13 protein-coding genes are annotated in these 16,268 nt (G+C 40.3%); 1 reads left to right on the forward strand and 12 read right to left on the reverse strand.

All coding sequences use genetic code 11. The features are described from left to right. Positions 1–261: 261 nt before the first annotated feature. From QS39_RS07830 to adcAII, 3 genes are all read right to left on the reverse strand, one after another. Positions 262–3,417 (reverse strand): pneumococcal-type histidine triad protein, encoded by a 3,156-nt coding sequence (locus QS39_RS07830; RefSeq protein WP_077805146.1) that lies wholly within the window; start codon positions 3,415–3,417, stop codon positions 262–264. A gap of 162 nt (positions 3,418–3,579) precedes the next feature. Then, the gene (locus QS39_RS07835; RefSeq protein WP_077805147.1) at positions 3,580–6,591 is read right to left on the reverse strand and encodes a pneumococcal-type histidine triad protein; all 3,012 of its coding nucleotides are present in this window, start codon (positions 6,589–6,591) and stop codon (positions 3,580–3,582) included. Positions 6,592–6,598: 7 nt separating this feature from the next. Then, positions 6,599–7,516 (reverse strand): zinc-binding lipoprotein AdcAII, encoded by a 918-nt coding sequence (gene adcAII, locus QS39_RS07840; protein WP_000744916.1) that lies wholly within the window; start codon positions 7,514–7,516, stop codon positions 6,599–6,601. 153 nt (positions 7,517–7,669) lie between these two features. On the opposite strand from adcAII, the gene QS39_RS07845 reads away from it, so the two are divergent. After that, positions 7,670–7,885 (forward strand): hypothetical protein, encoded by a 216-nt coding sequence (locus tag QS39_RS07845; RefSeq protein ID WP_077805148.1) that lies wholly within the window; start codon positions 7,670–7,672, stop codon positions 7,883–7,885. Here the strand turns inward: QS39_RS07845 and QS39_RS07850 are convergent. The 9 genes from QS39_RS07850 to prfA form a co-directional block, all read right to left on the reverse strand. Beyond that, entirely contained in the window at positions 7,858–9,249 is a 1,392-nt protein-coding gene (locus QS39_RS07850; protein ID WP_077805149.1) for an APC family permease, read from the reverse strand. The genes QS39_RS07845 and QS39_RS07850 overlap by 28 nt on opposite strands. 109 nt (positions 9,250–9,358) lie before the next feature. Next, positions 9,359–10,333: a DUF1002 domain-containing protein gene (locus QS39_RS07855; protein ID WP_077805150.1), complete on the reverse strand. Its 975-nt coding sequence runs from the start codon at positions 10,331–10,333 to the stop codon at positions 9,359–9,361. A 73-nt stretch (positions 10,334–10,406) separates the two neighbouring features. Further along, complete coding sequence (gene pmp23 / locus QS39_RS07860) at positions 10,407–11,021, reverse strand: cell wall hydrolase Pmp23 (protein ID WP_077805151.1); 615 nt, start codon at positions 11,019–11,021, stop codon at positions 10,407–10,409. After that, positions 11,021–11,995, reverse strand: coding sequence for a nucleoid-associated protein (locus tag QS39_RS07865; protein ID WP_031227911.1), 975 nt, complete (start codon positions 11,993–11,995; stop codon positions 11,021–11,023). The genes pmp23 and QS39_RS07865 overlap by 1 nt, the downstream gene beginning before the upstream one ends. Before the next feature lie 7 nt (positions 11,996–12,002). Next, positions 12,003–13,259: a serine hydroxymethyltransferase gene (gene glyA / locus QS39_RS07870; RefSeq protein WP_077805152.1), complete on the reverse strand. Its 1,257-nt coding sequence runs from the start codon at positions 13,257–13,259 to the stop codon at positions 12,003–12,005. 61 nt (positions 13,260–13,320) lie between these two features. Next, complete coding sequence (locus QS39_RS07875; RefSeq protein ID WP_077805153.1) at positions 13,321–13,752, reverse strand: GNAT family N-acetyltransferase; 432 nt, start codon at positions 13,750–13,752, stop codon at positions 13,321–13,323. 1 nt (position 13,753) lies between these two features. Next, entirely contained in the window at positions 13,754–14,356 is a 603-nt protein-coding gene (locus QS39_RS07880) for an L-threonylcarbamoyladenylate synthase (RefSeq protein WP_033677257.1), read from the reverse strand. Further along, positions 14,340–15,176, reverse strand: a complete 837-nt coding sequence (prmC, locus tag QS39_RS07885; protein WP_033677259.1) for a peptide chain release factor N(5)-glutamine methyltransferase — start codon at positions 15,174–15,176, stop codon at positions 14,340–14,342. Before prmC ends, QS39_RS07880 begins: the two co-directional genes overlap by 17 nt. 3 nt (positions 15,177–15,179) lie before the next feature. Beyond that, on the reverse strand, positions 15,180–16,259 hold the full coding sequence (prfA, locus tag QS39_RS07890) for a peptide chain release factor 1 (protein ID WP_077805155.1): 1,080 nt from the start codon (positions 16,257–16,259) through the stop codon (positions 15,180–15,182). Positions 16,260–16,268 lie beyond the last annotated feature (9 nt).

Raw genomic sequence — 16,268 nt, forward strand, 5'->3', positions numbered from 1 at the left:
ATCCTCTTCAAATCATGAATTGTTATCAAAACATCTTAAACTGTAAAATCAATTAACCCCTACCCTTTTACCATTATCTTCTCTAACAAAGGAAGACCTATGATTAAGTTGCTAACCTTTGATATAGATTGATTTCTCCTAAATGAAGCCAAAGCCCCAAAAAAATCAGGTGGTTTATTTAGCCTGAACCTTACGGAGCAAGACAAATAAAAGCCAGTATTGCTACTGACTCTTACATCATTTTGATTTAACAGGATAAATTTATGCTTCTGGTTTCGTCATAACTGACTCACTTCCTTTTAGCAAAGCAAGCAATTTTTCTGCTTCTGCCATGATGCTATTATTATCCATGGTTTGGAGACTCAGATTATTTCGTAAACCAGCTAGGCTCTCTGTCACATTGTCTTTCAAACTAGCATCTGTTACTTTAGCAAGTAGAGCTTCTACTTCTTTGAGTTTGGCTTCTACTTTTTCGGTTTCTACTTGAGGGACTTCAGCTTCGTCTGTTGTATCTTTAGATACTTCTTCTGTCTCGTCTTCATCAGTGCTCGGTTTATAAAGATTATCTACTGAAGGGGTTGAACCTGTATGATTTTCTTTTTCATTGGATTCAGGACGGGTTGACTCGTCTGATTCATGATGATTTTCCTTATCTTCATCAGATTTACTGTCTTTGTCTGCCTTATTTTTACGAACATGGTCGCTGGCATTCCCCCAACCATTATCTGAGTGAGGACGTTCTTCAGGATGTTCAACATAATATTTTACAGTCGCAAAGAGATCCTCAAGGCTATAACCCTTAGGTGCTTCATAGAGTCCTTCGTCAAACCAGCCAAATTTAATGTTATGGTAATGGTCGTAATGAGGTATAATTAAGCTACCATTTTTAACTTCAACAGTATGTTGTAGATTGTAAGGCATGTGATCAAGTGGAACTTTCTTAGCTGCCTTCACTTTATTATAGATTGCTTCTACTCCTTTAACCTCAGTATTTCCTGACCCCTGATTATCTGTTGAAGGATGCGTCAAACCTTTCTCTTTAGCATAAGTCTGAGCTGCTGCACTTTCAGCTTCAGACAAACTTTCTTTCTTAATCCAATGACTATGAGTCATATGTGGAGTTACATAGGCATCGCCTTCATCGCTAGTTATGTCACGAGGATCAAAGATATAGCCATCTTCTGTTGTATACTTACCTGCTAATTTCGCTAATTTAATTTCATCGTCCGTATAAGCAATTTGAGCATTTGGTTTGCCAAGTCGCTCTGGATGGGTAATTGGTGCTAGGAAGGTAAGAATATCATCAACTAACTTGACTTTATCACTTGAAACATCATTAAGACGTTCCAAAAGTGTATCCAAAGTTTCAAAATCAGCTTGACGACCTTTATTAGAAATCAAATCTTTATGAACTCTTGCTAGTAAATCATAAACCTTGTTGTAAAATTCTTGCTCACTAGAAGGGATGGTACTTTTCTTAGCTCCTAACACATGAGACAAACTTTCTTGTTTAGCAAGTTTATTATCAATGGCTATAACAGTTTCTGCTGAAAGCTCCTTAGTAGAGATATAACGCGAGGTTCCATTCTCTTCAAAGACATAACCATCAGCTACCTTTCGAACAGCCTGTTTAACCAATTTTCCATCAATTGGTTTGCTTGGAGATGGTTGAGGATTGGGTACAGGTTGTGGACTTGGTACTGGGGTAGTCTCTGGAGCAGGGATTAGATTGGGTCTTGATGGTAACCAATGACTTGAACTATAATGAAGTGGAATCATTCTTGCAATTTTCTGCTCTAGATCAGACATTTGTGAATAAGGAATAAAGTGATAATGGTCTCCGTGAGGCACTGCGACACCATTTGCAGTACGTTTGATGATTTGGGCCGGATCAAAGACTAAGCCATCCGATTCTACATGTCGTTCTGATAAAGGTTTGGCATACAATTCACTTAAAAGTGTTGAAATGTCTTCCCCTTGATTTTGATGATAAGTTGGGGTGACAGTCAGGTTTGGAGTCTCTGTCAAACTTGGTTGGGCTGGTTTAGCATTATCACTACTTGGTTTACTTGAGTTTGTAGAAGAATGAGAACCCTGTTTACCATTCCAATAGGCTTGGGCGGCAGCTAATTCTCCTGCTGACAAATCACTCTTAGGTATATAGTGGAAATGATTGCCGTGCGGGACAACAAAAGCGTCACCTGTATCTTCAATCACATCTGTCGGACTAAATACATACCCATCATCCGTTGTATAAGCGCCTCCAGTTCCTCGATTCGATGCCGGAGTATTGAGATTAAAGTTTGGTTTAATCGGTGAACTTGGTGTTGAACTTGGTTTATCTGTACTGCTTGGTTTCGGATTGTCAGAATGGCTTTGAACTGGCTGACCTCCAATTGGTAGATTTCGAGCCAATTTTTCTTCCAAAGCAGACATTTGCGAATAAGGAATGAAATGGAAATGATCCCCGTGAGGAACTGCAACACCATTGGTAGTACGTTTTGTAATCTGCGCTGGGTCAAACACCAAGCCATCAGACTCCACATGACGTTGGCTAAGTGGCAAAGCGTACAATTCTTGAAGGAGACTAGCTAAATCCTCACTTTGACTTTCAGGAGCTTTGGAAGAATCTTGAGGAGCCTCAGATGGACTCGTTCTCACACTAGATCTTGTTTCAGCTCTGCTGGAACGATATGCAACCGTACTTAATTGACCACCTTTCCCAGATAAGAAGGCTTGGGCAGCAGCTAATTCTCCTGCTGACAAGTCACTCTTAGGAATATAGTGGAAGTGATTGCCATGAGGAACGATATAAGCATCACCCGTATCCTCAATGATATCAGAGGCATTGAAGATATAACCATCATCCGTTGTATAGCGTCCTTGGGCTCTGGCTGCAGCAACAGCATTATCTGTGCTTGTATTATGATTATGACTATGTTCCTGCTTCTGACGTTTAATCTCTTCTTTTGTCCGAATATTGTCCGCATGAACCGCATCTTTAAGGTAAACATAGTATTTCCCGTCTACCTTAATCACATAGCCACCCTTGATTTCATTGACAATGTCCGAATCCTTCAACTGATAATTCGGATCTTTCATGAGGAGTTCTTCACTGATGATGGCATCATAAGGAACCTTGCCATTATAGTAATGATAATGGTCTCCATGAGAGGTCACATAACCTTGATCCGTAATCTTGATAACAATTTGTTCGGCGTTGATTCCCTCTCTCTTACTGACTTCATCTGGTGTCAAATTTTCTGCCTTTTGCCCAGCCTGGTCACCGTCTATATAAGCAACTCGATTAGAATCTTTCTTAACTTGACCAGCTTGGTACCGTCCAAGTTCATAGGAACAAACACTCAGGGCAAGAACTGCCACCGAACCCACCACATATTTTTTATTGATTTTCATTCTTTTCTCTTTTCTTAAGCCTATTTGATTCACCACAAAACGATGAACCGGTTAATTAACTAGTTAATAGTTTACTCTTTTTAGTATTACTTGTCAAGAATTTTTCGTATATACATAATAAAAATGAAAGCCTCTTTATCGAGACTTTCATTTTTCATTAGTTTATTTTTCTTTGCTTACAGATGTAGGATTACTACCTTTTAACAAAGCAAGTAGTTTCTCTGCTTCTGTCATGATACCATTATTATCCAAGGTTTGGAGACTTAAGTTATTTCGTAAACCAGCTAGGGTTTCCGTTGCATTGGCTTTCAAACTAGCATCTGTTACTTTAGCAAGTAAAGCTTCTGCTTCTTTGAGCTTGGCTTCTACTTTTTCAGTCTCTACTTGAGGGACTTCTGGTTCAGCAGGTGTTTCCTCTACTGGCTCTTCATCTGCTTTGAAGTTCTTATTTGGATCTTCACTGTGGTCTTTCTTACCTAAGACATGCTCGCTGGCATTGCCCCATCCATCATTAGAATGTGGACGTTCGTCAGGATGTTCAACATAATACTTAATCGTCGCAAATAAATCTTCCAAGGTATAACCGTTTGGAGCCTTGTATGAGTGATCATCAAACCAAGCAAATTTAATGTTATGGTAATGATCCTTATGAGGAATGATTAAATTACCATTTTTAATCTCAACTGTGTGCTCAACCATGTATGGAAGTCGAACGAGTGGAATTCGTTTCTCACCTTTCACACGATTGTAAATAGCCGCTGCACTATCTCCAGTTGGATTTGCTTGAGCGTCTGCATCTGGAGATGGAGGTAGGATACCTTTTTCTTTAGTATAAGATTGAGCAGCTGCTTTTTCCTTATCAGAAAGGCTATCTTTTCCAATCCAGTGACTATGACCCATATGAGGCGTTACATAGGCATCTCCTTCATCACTGATAATATCATGTTCGTCAAAAATGTAGCCATCTGAGGTTGTATACTTATCAGCTAATTGTGCAATACGGACTTCGTTTTCGGTATATTCAATTTGAGAATTTGGTTTACCAAGACGTTCTGGATGAGTAATTGGTGCTAGGAATGCTAATAAATCATCTACTAATTTTCCTTTATTAGAAGATTCATCATTCAAGCGTTCTGCTAATTTGTCTAAGGCTTGGAAATCAGAAGTACGACCCTTATTTTCAGACAAGGCTTTATGAGCCTCGGCCAATAAATTATATGCTTTATCATAAAATTCTTGGTCACGAGGAGCGACATTTTCTTTCTTCGCAACTAGGGCGTGTGTCTTTTGAGTTTTCTTAGACAAGAGATTTTCAATAGCATCAATCTTATCCTTAGCCAGGTCTTTAGCTAGAACATAACGACTAGTGCCCTTATCTTCGATAATATATCCATCACCAACTTTTCTAACAACCTGGTTGACATCAAATTCTGTCGATTTATTTTCCACTGGTGTTAGAGGTTTGGTAGTAGGGGCTGGCTTCAGAGGAGTAACACTTGGCAAGACACTGCCATTTTGTCCCTTGACGGTTATCATACGAGCCAATTTTTCTTCCAGCGGTGACATTTGTGAATAAGGAATAAAGTGATAATGGTCTCCGTGAGGCACTGCTACACCGTTAGCTGTACGTTTGATGATTTGTGCCGGATCAAAGACTAATCCATCCGATTCTACATGTCGTTCTGACAAAGATTTGGCATACAATTCACTTAAAAGTGTTGGGATATCTTCCCCTTGATTTTGATGATATGTTGGGTTGACAGTCAGGTTTGGAGTCTCTGTCAAACTTGGTTGGGCTGGTTTAGCATTATCACTACTTGGTTTACTTGAACTTGTAGCAGAATGAGAACCCTGTTTACCATTCCAATAAGCTTGGGCTGCAGCCAATTCTCCTGCTGACAAATCACTCTTAGGTATATAGTGGAAATGATTGCCATGCGGTACAACAAAAGCGTCACCTGTATCTTCAATCACATCTGTCGGACTAAAGATATACCCATCATCCGTTGTATAGGCGCCTCCAGTTCCTCGATTCGATGCCGGAGTATTGAGATTAAAGTTTGGTTTAATCGGTGAACTTGGTGTTGAACTTGGTTTATCTGTACTGCTTGGTTTCGGATTGTCAGAATGGCTTTGAACTGGCTGACCTCCAATTGGTAGATTTCGAGCCAATTTTTCTTCCAAAGCAGACATTTGCGAATAAGGAATGAAATGGAAATGATCCCCGTGAGGCACTGCCACACCATTTGCTGTACGTTTTGTAATCTGTGCTGGGTCAAATACTAAGCCATCAGACTCCACATGACGTTGGCTAAGTGGCAAAGCGTACAATTCTTGAAGGAGACTAGCTAAATCCTCACTTTGACTTTCAGGAGCTGTTGCAGAATCTTGAGGTGTCTCAGATGGACTCGTTCTCACACTAGATCTTGTTTCAGCTCTGCTGGAACGATATGCAACCGTACTTAATTGACCACCTTTTCCAGATAAGAAGGCTTGGGCAGCAGCTAATTCACTAGCAGACAAGTCACTCTTAGGAATATAGTGGAAGTGATTGCCATGAGGAACGATATAAGCATCACCCGTATCTTCGATGATATCAGATGCATTGAAGATATAACCATCATCCGTTGTATAACGGCCTTGGGCTCTGGCTGCAGCAACAGCATTATCTGTGCTTGCATTATGATTATGACTATGTTCCTGCTTCTGACGTTTAATCTCTTCTTTTGTACGAATATTGTCCGCATGAGCCGCATCTTTAAGGTAAACATAGTATTTCCCGTCTACCTTAATCACATAGCCACCCTTGATTTCATTGACAATGTCTGAATCCTTCAACTGATAATTCGGATCTTTCATCAGCAGTTCTTCACTGATGATGGCATCATAAGGAACCTTGCCATTATAGTAATGATAATGGTCTCCATGAGAGGTCACATAACCTTGATCCGTAATCTTGATGACGATCTGTTCTGCGTTGATTCCCTCTCTCTTACTGACTTCGTCTGGTGTCAAGTTCTCTGCCTTTTGACCAGCCTGATCACCGTCTATATAAGCAACTCGATTCGAATCTTTCTTAACTTGTCCAGCTTGATACCGTCCAAGCTCATAGGAACAAACACTTAGGGCAAGAACTGCCACCGAACCTGCTACATATTTTTTATTGATTTTCATTCTTTCCTCACTTTAATTCTTCTGCTAGAACACTCATATTTTCTTCCAGATTTTCTAAATAAGTCTTATCATTTTGTGGGTCTGCCTCTAAAGGATTCAGAGTTTTAAGACCCACACCTGTTGATTTGACAAGAGTTTCAGCTACTTTGGAAGAAGCGTTACTTTCTGTAAAAATCGTTTTAACCTTATAGGTTTTTACAAATTCCTGAATTTCTGTAAGTTGTCGTGGACTTGGTTCTTGTTCAGGAGAGATACCTGCAATACCAAGTTGATTAAGTCCAAATCTCTTCGCTAGATAAGAAAAGGCTGTATGTTGTGTTACAAATGTTTTCTGAGTCGCTTTTTCAAATTTAGGCTGGAATTTCTTAGTTAATTCTTGAGCTTTTTTGATAAAGGCTTGCGCATTTTTCTGGTAAGTTTCTTTATGCTCACTATCCACCTCTGAAAGTTTATCAGCGATAATCTGAGCTTCTTCGCCAGCTTTTTCAGGATCTAGCCAAGTGTGAGGGTCATAGAGCGTTTTTTCATCAACTCCATCCCCTGCTTCCACATCTTCTAGCCCTGGAACACGGTCTAAAGTCATTCCCTCTGAAGCCTCTAAAACCTTCACTTTAGATTTTTTTAGATTTGGATCCAGACTTCCTGCCCAAGATTCGAGCGTATGAGAATGGTAAACAAAGACATCTGCATCATAAATGGCTGCAATATCATTTGCTGAAGGTTCAAAGGAGTGAATTCCGCTACTTGACTGAATCATCCGAACATCATTCAAGTCACCAGATACTTCCTTGACCATAGCGTAGATAGGATAGAAACTGGTCACAATTTTCATCCCTTTCCCTGTCTGGCTTTCCTTTTGACCACAAGCTCCTAAACACAAAAGAAAGACACTTAACAATACTAAAAATAAACTTTGTTTTTTCATGGATAACCCCTTAACTATTTAATTAACTGGTAAACATTCTACTCCTAAAAATTTAATCTGTCAAGCTATTTTAAGAAAAAAATTGAAATTTCTTTCACATATAAAAATCTGCTGAGTTTCAACAACTCAACAGATTCTCACTTTATATACTCAATGAAAATCAAAGAGCAAATTAGGAAGCTAGCCGCAGGCTGCTCAAAGCACGACTTTGAGGTTGCAGGTAGAACTGACGAAATCAGCTCAAAACATGTTTTTGACGTTGTAGATGAAACTGACGAAGTCAGTAACCATACATACGGTAAGGCAACACTAGTATGGTTTGAAGAGATTTTCGAAAAGTATTATTCTTCTATGGTAGAATGCTTATAACCATAAGTGAAGTAAATAATACTTCCTACTAACAACGCAACTAGGAAAGCAATCCAAGTTTCCACATTATACTGCAACATGAAGGACAAACAAATGATGATTGATAAAATTGGTAATAATGGTACCAGTGGTGTTTTAAATTCTCCAGCTTTGGGCATCCCCTTTTCTCTCCGTAAGCGAATCAAACCATAAGCCAACATGATCAGGTAAGACAAGGTACAAATATTTAAGAAGGCTGCGATACTAGCAAGAGGGAACATTCCTGCTGCTACTGCTGAAGCTAGACCTGTCAAGATAGTAGCATTCTTTGGTACCTTGCTAGTCTTCGTCAGTTCTTTGAAGGCAGCAGGCATCAATCCGTCACGCGCTAAACTGTAAATCATACGTGATAGGGCATAAGTCATCGAGATACAAACCGTAATCAAGGTCAAGATAGCAACTAATGACACATAGTTGGCTGCCCAACTGATCCCAACGCTACGAAGAGCAAAGGCAACGGCATCGTCGACATTTAGATGGCTATAATGAACCACACCAGTCAAGACAAGCGTCACCAAGGCATAAAGAATGGTTACGATAGAAAGCGATAAGACAATCCCTCTAGGAATATTTTTTTGAGGAGTCTTAACTTCATCTACGGCCATAGAAATGGATTCAAATCCCAAAAAACCGAAGAACATCAAGGACGCACCAGCCATAATACCAGTACTAGCACCATAGATTTGTCCAAAACCATAAGGAGCAAAATTACTCCAGTTGTCAAATTTAATATGCCAAATTCCTACTAAAACAAAGAGAGCTAAAGCGGAAAATTTCAAAATAACTAGAATAGAATTAAAGCGTAAGGCTGCTCTAGCATTGAGTAAAACAAGTGAGGTCACCAAGACCAAGACAAGAATAGGCAATAAATCAACAAATGTGCCAGCTTGAGGATTGAAGGTGCCATTTAAAGCCTGAGGAAGGGCTATCCCGTATTGAGAAAGCAATCCTTTAAAATAAGCTGCCCAACCCGAAGCCACACCAGATATGGCTGTCATGAACTCCATCATGGTTAGCCAACCAGCCAACCAGGCTGGGAATTCTCCTAAAATAGCATAGAGATAACTGTAGGCACCACCTGTAGCAGGTACTCGTGAAGCAAATTCTGCAAAAAAGAGGGCTGATAATCCCACACACAAGGCAGAAATGACGATTGAAATCACTAGGGCTGGACCAGCTAGAGTTGCGGCTGCAGTACCTGTGATTGTAAAGACACCTGTCCCTACCATGGCTCCAATACCCAGCAAAATCAAATCCCATAACTTCAAATGCCTGTGCATCTCCGTTTTATCTAAACTAACATTTTTTGTTCTAAATATATTCATCTTTGACTCCAAAATAAAATGATGATTCTATTTTACCATAAATATAGGAGATTTGTGAATATTTATAAAACATTTTTCTGAAAAAATCTGACTACCTTTTTGTAACGGCTTAAGAACCAAAACTCTTGAAGAAGTTGACAATGGCTTGCCAGAGGGAGCTTAAGAAGTTACCACCGTCCTCTAGCGCCTTATCAGCATCAAAGTTAAGGTTAATATTTTTAAAACTGTCGCCAGCTTGTGAAACAATACTTTGTTTCAGGTCATTCAAGGTTTTAGTGAAGTCTGTATTGCTGAGGATATCACTCTTTGAGAGATTCAAAGCAAAATTGATGATGATATTGATCTGGTTTCCTGTTATGACCTGATCAAGTTTGTAATTTTTCAAGGTATCTTCAACAATTTTACGGACATCTTCCTCTGTCAGATTTCCCTTGCTTTCTTTAGCTTTGGCAAGTCCTGACTTGATATCGGCTAGGGCAACGTTTAATTTATTAGCATCATAGCCTGTTTTGTCCTTGTTTTCAGCATTGATATCGGACAAAGCCTTCAGCTCTTCTTGAGCCAAATCTTTGTTGGCTTGTGGCACCTTGGCTCCATTAGCTTCCAGCGAATAGTAAATCCCGGCTAACGCACTCTCACCTGTAACTGGAATGGGTGCTGCTACAGTGATTTTGGCGTGTTCCACACCCAAAGTTACGGCTGCATTTCGGTACATATCCTGCGTCACCTTAGTGATATTTTCTGGTGTTTCAATCTTGACCTCAAGGGGCGATTTGTCACCTAGCTTTTGAATCTTGGCTGATGAATACAATTGTAAGCTAGAGTCATTGGCAACATTCATAATCTTAGAATAGACATCAGGTGTCATGGTCTTTAGTTCTTTGGTGTCTGTTGAGGCATTGTAGCCTAGTTTTTTAAGGGTTTGATTTTTTTGGTCTTCAGACAATGATGAACCTAGGACATATTCAGGTTGGACATAGGTTTCATCAATGACTTTTTGAACATCTGTTGCTGCATGGGCGCTATTCATAGCTGTTACTGCCCACAAGACCGATGCACTGGTCAGAAAGAGTTTCTTTCTCATAGGGAATTTCCTCCTTTACCTTTCTAGAGTAATATATCTATCTTAAAGAAAACTTATAACAAAAACATCTGGACTAGCCAGATGTCGAAAAGAGAGTGAAACATTTGATGATGTAAAGGTTGAGTTGCACTTGTCTAGAATAATAATAGTTTCCTCCATTTACATAGAGTTCTGCACCGTGAAAAACGGAAATGGGGTGAATATAACTATAAGTCTTTCCAGTGGTATTACCAAGCAAGGGAGCAACAGTCTCACGAGAGTACTGTTTGGCCAGAGCCAAGGTATTTTCCTTGCCATTTTGGGCGATAAAATCGATATAGGCAGGTCCAAAATTATAGGCTTGAACAGCCGTCCAGACATCTACCCCCTTCTTCTGGGCCAGATAGAGATTGTCTGTCAGAGTTTGAACGCCTTGCCGAATGCTAGAGGCGTTATCATTGATGGTATTGGTTGAACCACTTGCAGACTCACTAGATTGCATAACATCGCCTTCTTTTCCTTTTGTTTCGGTATAAATCATAGCGAGCACAAGCTCTTCGTTTGCTGGTGTGTCTTTTTCACTCAAGATTTCTCGCACCATGGGTTGATAGGTCATGACTTGCTTGACATCTTGGTGAACGCGGTAAGCTTTATAGCCAGCAAAAAGGAAGACTGCTAGTACAAGCACTCTTCGAATTCGTTTAAACATTATTTACTTTGGATATCCTCGATATTTTTGATTAAGATAGAGTAAGTTCCATTGTCATTTTGGATAAACTCAACAGACTCGGCGTCTTGATAGACGTTATTGGGAACGATGAGCTCAATTCCATTTGACAAGGAGAGTTTTTGATTTTCAAATTTTTTAAGCTGACGACTGGCATCAATTTCATCAAATTGAACTGGTTCTGGTACGGCTTCTTTGACTTGGTCAATAAAGCTCAAACGAGCTGTCAGATTGTTGTCAAAAAGGTCGTTGGCCAATTTTTCAGGTGACAATTCATTACTTTCTTCTAGATTATTGAAAATAGCTGATTTAACCTTGGATTGAAATTGAAAATCATCTGTGTTAAAAGTCTCAGCAATTCTCTGGGCTGTTTTTTCCAGTTCTTTGATAGACTTCTTAGGAGAAATCTTAGGAGCGACAGCAAGAAGATTATCTGAAAAATAGTTCAAAAAAGTCCCGTTGTACTTGATTCGTTTTTCAATCAGATGGTACTTACGACTCTGAAGATTGACCACCAAGGCCTCATCAGCCCCTGTTCCAAATCCAGGCAGGTTATTCTGAGTCAGCTTAATTGGATTATCAACTTCTCCTCCGAGGTGAGTCAAGGTCTCACGCAGGGCAATTCGCAAGAAAGCGAAATGTTCTACACCTTCTTTAGAAAATTGTACAAAAATCAAGTCATTGGTCTTGAGATTTTCAGAAATACTGAACTCTTCTTTCCAGAGATTAGCCAGTGTTACTGATGTCTCCAACAAATCGTCTGTGATATGATTGAAGAAGGGATTTTCTTCCTCGAAAATCCCAGTCTTGGCTTCATCTGAATACACACGTTCAATTTTTCTACGCAGGTATTCTTCGATTTTTGGAGTAATATTGAGAAGCTTATCCGCTAGGAACAGCTCGGTATCATCCGGACTGAACTGGTGAATAATGGCTTTCTTAATATAAATGTCCATAAAAGTTTTAGTCCTCGTATAATGGGAAGGCATCTGTCAATTCTTTGACTGCACTTCTCACTTCTTCTAATACAGCCTCATTTTCTGCATTCTTAAGGGTTTTAATTATGAGTTCAGCCACTTTGCGACTTTCTTCTTCACCAAATCCACGTGCAGTAATGGCTGCAGATCCGATACGAATCCCACTTGTCTTGAATGGTGACAAGGTTTCGTAAGGAATTGAGTTTTTATTTAGGGTAATATTGACTTCATCCAGCAAGTTTTGAGCAACTTTTCCGTTTTCTACAACCTTAGTCACATCCACTAAGAAGAGATGGTTTTCAGTCCCGCCAGAAATAATACGGAAATCAGGGTCTTGCAAGAAGACATCTGCCATAGCCTTGCTGTTCTTGATGACATTGGCAGCATATTCCTTGAAAGCTGGATCTAAGACTTCTTTGAAAGAAACAGCTTTAGCTGCCACAACATGCTCCAAAGGACCGCCCTGAATACCAGGGAAAATAGCTGAATTGATTTTCTTAGCTAAGTCTTCATCATTGGTCAAAATCAAACCACCACGAGGGCCACGAAGGGTTTTGTGGGTTGTGGTTGTCGTGATATGAGCGTATGGTACTGGGCTTGGATGTAGACCAGCAGCAACCAAACCAGCGATATGAGCCATATCTACCATAAGTTTAGCCCCAACAGCATCAGCTATTTCACGGAATTTTGAAAAGTCGATAATTTGAGAATAGGCTGAAGCACCTGCTACGATCAATTTTGGTTTTACTTCTTGGGCTTGTTTTAAGATAGCACCAAAATCCAAGAGTTCTGTTTCAGGATTCACACTATAAGAAACAAAGTTGTAGGTTTGACCTGAGAAGCTGACAGGAGCCCCGTGGGTCAAGTGCCCACCTGCCGCCAAGTCCATCCCCATAACCGTATCACCTGGCTCAATCAAGGCCATGTAAGCCGCACAGTTGGCTTGACTTCCTGAGTGAGGTTGGACGTTGGCGAATTTAGCACCGAAAATTTCTTTTGCACGTTCAATGGCTAGACTTTCTACCACATCTACCACATCAGTTCCACCATAGTAACGGCGTCCTGGGTAGCCTTCGGCGTATTTATTCGTCAAGATAGACCCTTGAGCTGCCATAACAGCCTTGGAAACTACGTTTTCCGAAGCAATCAACTCAATGTTGTTTTGTTGTCGTTCTTCTTCTTTGGCAATAGCATTCCAGAGATCGGCATCATATGCTTTAAAATCATCTTTATCAAAAATCATAGGTCTTCTCCTTTATAGTGTGACTAGTCCATTAGTTTAATTTTCTTATTAGAAAATCAAACTAAAAGATGCGAATAAACCGTTTCTGCACTTTATCACAAGTATAACCAACTTTTTCATAAAATGCATGAGCACCCAGACGATGATCGGCAGAGTTTAAGCGGATAAACCCATAACCACGTCTTTTTGCTTCTTGCTCCAACCCTTGTAATAAGCTTTTACCAATACCTTGACCTTGCGCTTGAGGTGAAACTGCTAAAGCTAAAATATTAAATCCTGCTTTGGAGTAAAGGGATTCGTAAACCTCAGCATGGACATAACCAAGTAAGACATGACTAGCTACATCCTCATAGCCAAGAAAGAAATGATGGGAATCCTGAGATAGTCTAGCAAATTGACTATCCGTTTCCTCTAGACTAAAAGAATAGCCCAAAGCCTCTTGGTTGATGTCACAAATAGCTTTCGCATCTGTTTCTTGCATATCTCTTAGCATCTCATTCCTCCTCAAAAGAAATCTCCGGTAACTGAGCAAGAATATCTTCTCGCTTAATGGCCCCTTGGCGTAAGATTTTCACCTTATCTCCAGACAAGTCCAAAATAGTCGAATCCTGTCCGGTTAGAAAAGCATCGTCTTCTAGACCCAGAACCTCTTGGTCAAAATCCTTCAGAATTTGTTCAAAGGTTACTCCACTTGCCTGACCTGAAATATTGGCAGACGGTCCAATCAAGGGCCCTGTCTCTCGAATCAAATCCAGCGTGATAGGATGACTGGGCATCCGAAATCCCACAGTTTCAAGACCAGAATTGACCCAATAGGGAACTCGGTCATTGGCTTCTAGAATAATGGTCAAGGGACCCGGTAAAAAGGTCTCGACAAACTTTTGTAGATAAGTTGGCTGATTCTTTGAAAAGTGCAAGATATCCTCTAAAGAGGCAATATTGAGATTGAGTGCCTTGTCTCTGGGACGACGTTTAATCTGGTATACATGATTAACTGCTTTTTCGTCTAGAGCCTTGGCAAACAGACCGTAAACTGTCTCTGTAGGTAGAACGACAGCTCCACCATTTTCCAACTCTTGTCTAATCCTGTCCATCATCAACCACGACCATCCTATCTTGACCAAATTGGTCCTTAAGTGTTCTTACACGTTTTTCAGGAAGATGCTTCCTAAAAAGTTCAGGAACACTTTGACCTTGCTTGTATCCAATTTCAAGGTAAATCTTACCACCATCTTTGAGATAGTCTTTTGCATCTTCCGCAATTCTACGATAAATAGCTAGGCCATCCTCGTCTGCAAAGAGAGCTAGATGAGGCTCCGAATGCAAGACATTCAAGCCGACCTCTGACTCATCTTCACGAGAGATATAGGGTGGATTGGAAACAATTATATCATATTTTTCAGAAATTTCTGTAAAACAGTCAGATTTTTTTAAAAATATTTGAAGATTTTGATTTTTAGCATTTTCACTGGCTATATCTAAAGCATCTTGGGAAATATCTGCTGCTGTCACTGACCAATCTGGTCTGTTTTTTGCTAAGGCGAGAGCAATAGCTCCACTACCTGTTCCAATATCCAGAACTGAAAGATTCGTCTCAGGATTTTCAGCCAGGATAAGCTCCACCAACTCCTCTGTTTCTGGACGGGGAATCAAAACCCGCTCATCAACTTTTAACTGCATTCCATAAAAATCTGCCTGTCCAATGATGTACTGTGCCGGTTTATGAGTTGCTAACTGTTGGAAAATTCCTTTTACAAATACTTCTTCCTCTTCCGTCACTTCCTGCTGGAGGGCAAAAACAAAGTCCGTAAAAGATAGATTTTTCAGGCTACGATAGACAAAAGAGAGGCTTTCAGCTTCCTCTCCTTGTCTTATCAATTCTTCTTCAAAATCTGAAAATAATTGAGCTAATTTCATTATTTATTTGTTTAATTCTTCTAATTTTTGTGTTTGGTCATAAAGCACCAAGGCATCCACAACTTCGTCCAATTTACCAGACAAGATGGTATCTAGTTTTTGGAGGGTTAAACCGATACGGTGGTCTGTGACACGGTTTTGTGGGAAGTTATAAGTACGAATCCGTTCTGAACGGTCACCAGTACCGATTGTTGACTTACGCTCAGCGTCTTGTTCATCCTGAGCAATTTGTGCAAAGTGGTCAGCAACACGCGCACGGATGATTTTCATAGCCTTCTCACGGTTCTTCTGCTGGGTACGTTCTTCCTGCATCTCAACCTTGATATTGGTTGGCAAGTGAACGATACGAACGGCAGTCGCAACCTTATTGACGTTCTGTCCACCAGCACCTGATGCGTGGTAGATATCAACACGAAGGTCTTTTGGATCAATATCATATTCAACTTCTTCCACTTCAGGCATGACAAGAACTGTGGCAGTTGATGTATGGACACGGCCTTGACTTTCTGTCACAGGGACACGTTGAACACGGTGGGCACCTGATTCGTACTTGAGTTTTGAGTATACGGACTGACCTGAAACCATGGCAACAACTTCTTTAAAACCACCGACACCGTTCATAGAAGCTTCCATGACTTCAAAACGCCAGCCTTGGGCTTCCGCATACTTTTGGTACATGGTTAAAAGATCTCCAGCGAAAAGTGCTGCTTCGTCTCCACCAGCTGCTCCACGAATTTCTAAGATAATATTCTTGTCATCGTTTGGATCTTTAGGAAGGAGCAAGATCTTCAGTTTTTCTTCGTATTCTTCTTTTTCAGCCTTGGCATCTTTGAGTTCTTGCTTAGCCATTTCTTCCAAGTCAGCGTCTCCGCCTGATTCCTTAATCATCTCTTCAGCGTCAACGATGTTTTGAAGGACTTGTTTGTACTCACGGTAGGCTGTTACCGTATCGCGAGTAGAAGCCTCTTCTTTCGAAAGTTCCATGAAACGCTTGGTGTCCGAGACGATATCTGGGTCACTGAGCAACTCTCCTAATTCTTCATAACGGTCTTCTACAGCTTGTAGTTGATCATAGATATTCATTTTTTCTCC

The organism is Streptococcus mitis (genome assembly GCF_002005545.1).
GTDB classification, from domain to species: Bacteria; Bacillota; Bacilli; order Lactobacillales; family Streptococcaceae; genus Streptococcus; species Streptococcus mitis_I.

Bases quoted from the DNA above. Each gene is read 5' to 3' on its own strand.
- QS39_RS07830 (WP_077805146.1), bottom strand. From the start codon at position 3,417: ATGAAAATCAATAAAAAATATGTGGTGGGTTCGGTGGCAGTTCTTGCC.
- QS39_RS07835 (WP_077805147.1), bottom strand. From the start codon at position 6,591: ATGAAAATCAATAAAAAATATGTAGCAGGTTCGGTGGCAGTTCTTGCC.
- adcAII (WP_000744916.1), bottom strand. From the start codon at position 7,516: ATGAAAAAACAAAGTTTATTTTTAGTATTGTTAAGTGTCTTTCTTTTG.
- QS39_RS07845 (WP_077805148.1), top strand. From the start codon at position 7,670: ATGAAAATCAAAGAGCAAATTAGGAAGCTAGCCGCAGGCTGCTCAAAG.
- QS39_RS07850 (WP_077805149.1), bottom strand. From the start codon at position 9,249: ATGAATATATTTAGAACAAAAAATGTTAGTTTAGATAAAACGGAGATG.
- QS39_RS07855 (WP_077805150.1), bottom strand. From the start codon at position 10,333: ATGAGAAAGAAACTCTTTCTGACCAGTGCATCGGTCTTGTGGGCAGTA.
- pmp23 (WP_077805151.1), bottom strand. From the start codon at position 11,021: ATGTTTAAACGAATTCGAAGAGTGCTTGTACTAGCAGTCTTCCTTTTT.
- QS39_RS07865 (WP_031227911.1), bottom strand. From the start codon at position 11,995: ATGGACATTTATATTAAGAAAGCCATTATTCACCAGTTCAGTCCGGAT.
- glyA (WP_077805152.1), bottom strand. From the start codon at position 13,259: ATGATTTTTGATAAAGATGATTTTAAAGCATATGATGCCGATCTCTGG.
- QS39_RS07875 (WP_077805153.1), bottom strand. From the start codon at position 13,752: ATGCTAAGAGATATGCAAGAAACAGATGCGAAAGCTATTTGTGACATC.
- QS39_RS07880 (WP_033677257.1), bottom strand. From the start codon at position 14,356: ATGATGGACAGGATTAGACAAGAGTTGGAAAATGGTGGAGCTGTCGTT.
- prmC (WP_033677259.1), bottom strand. From the start codon at position 15,176: ATGAAATTAGCTCAATTATTTTCAGATTTTGAAGAAGAATTGATAAGA.
- prfA (WP_077805155.1), bottom strand. From the start codon at position 16,259: ATGAATATCTATGATCAACTACAAGCTGTAGAAGACCGTTATGAAGAA.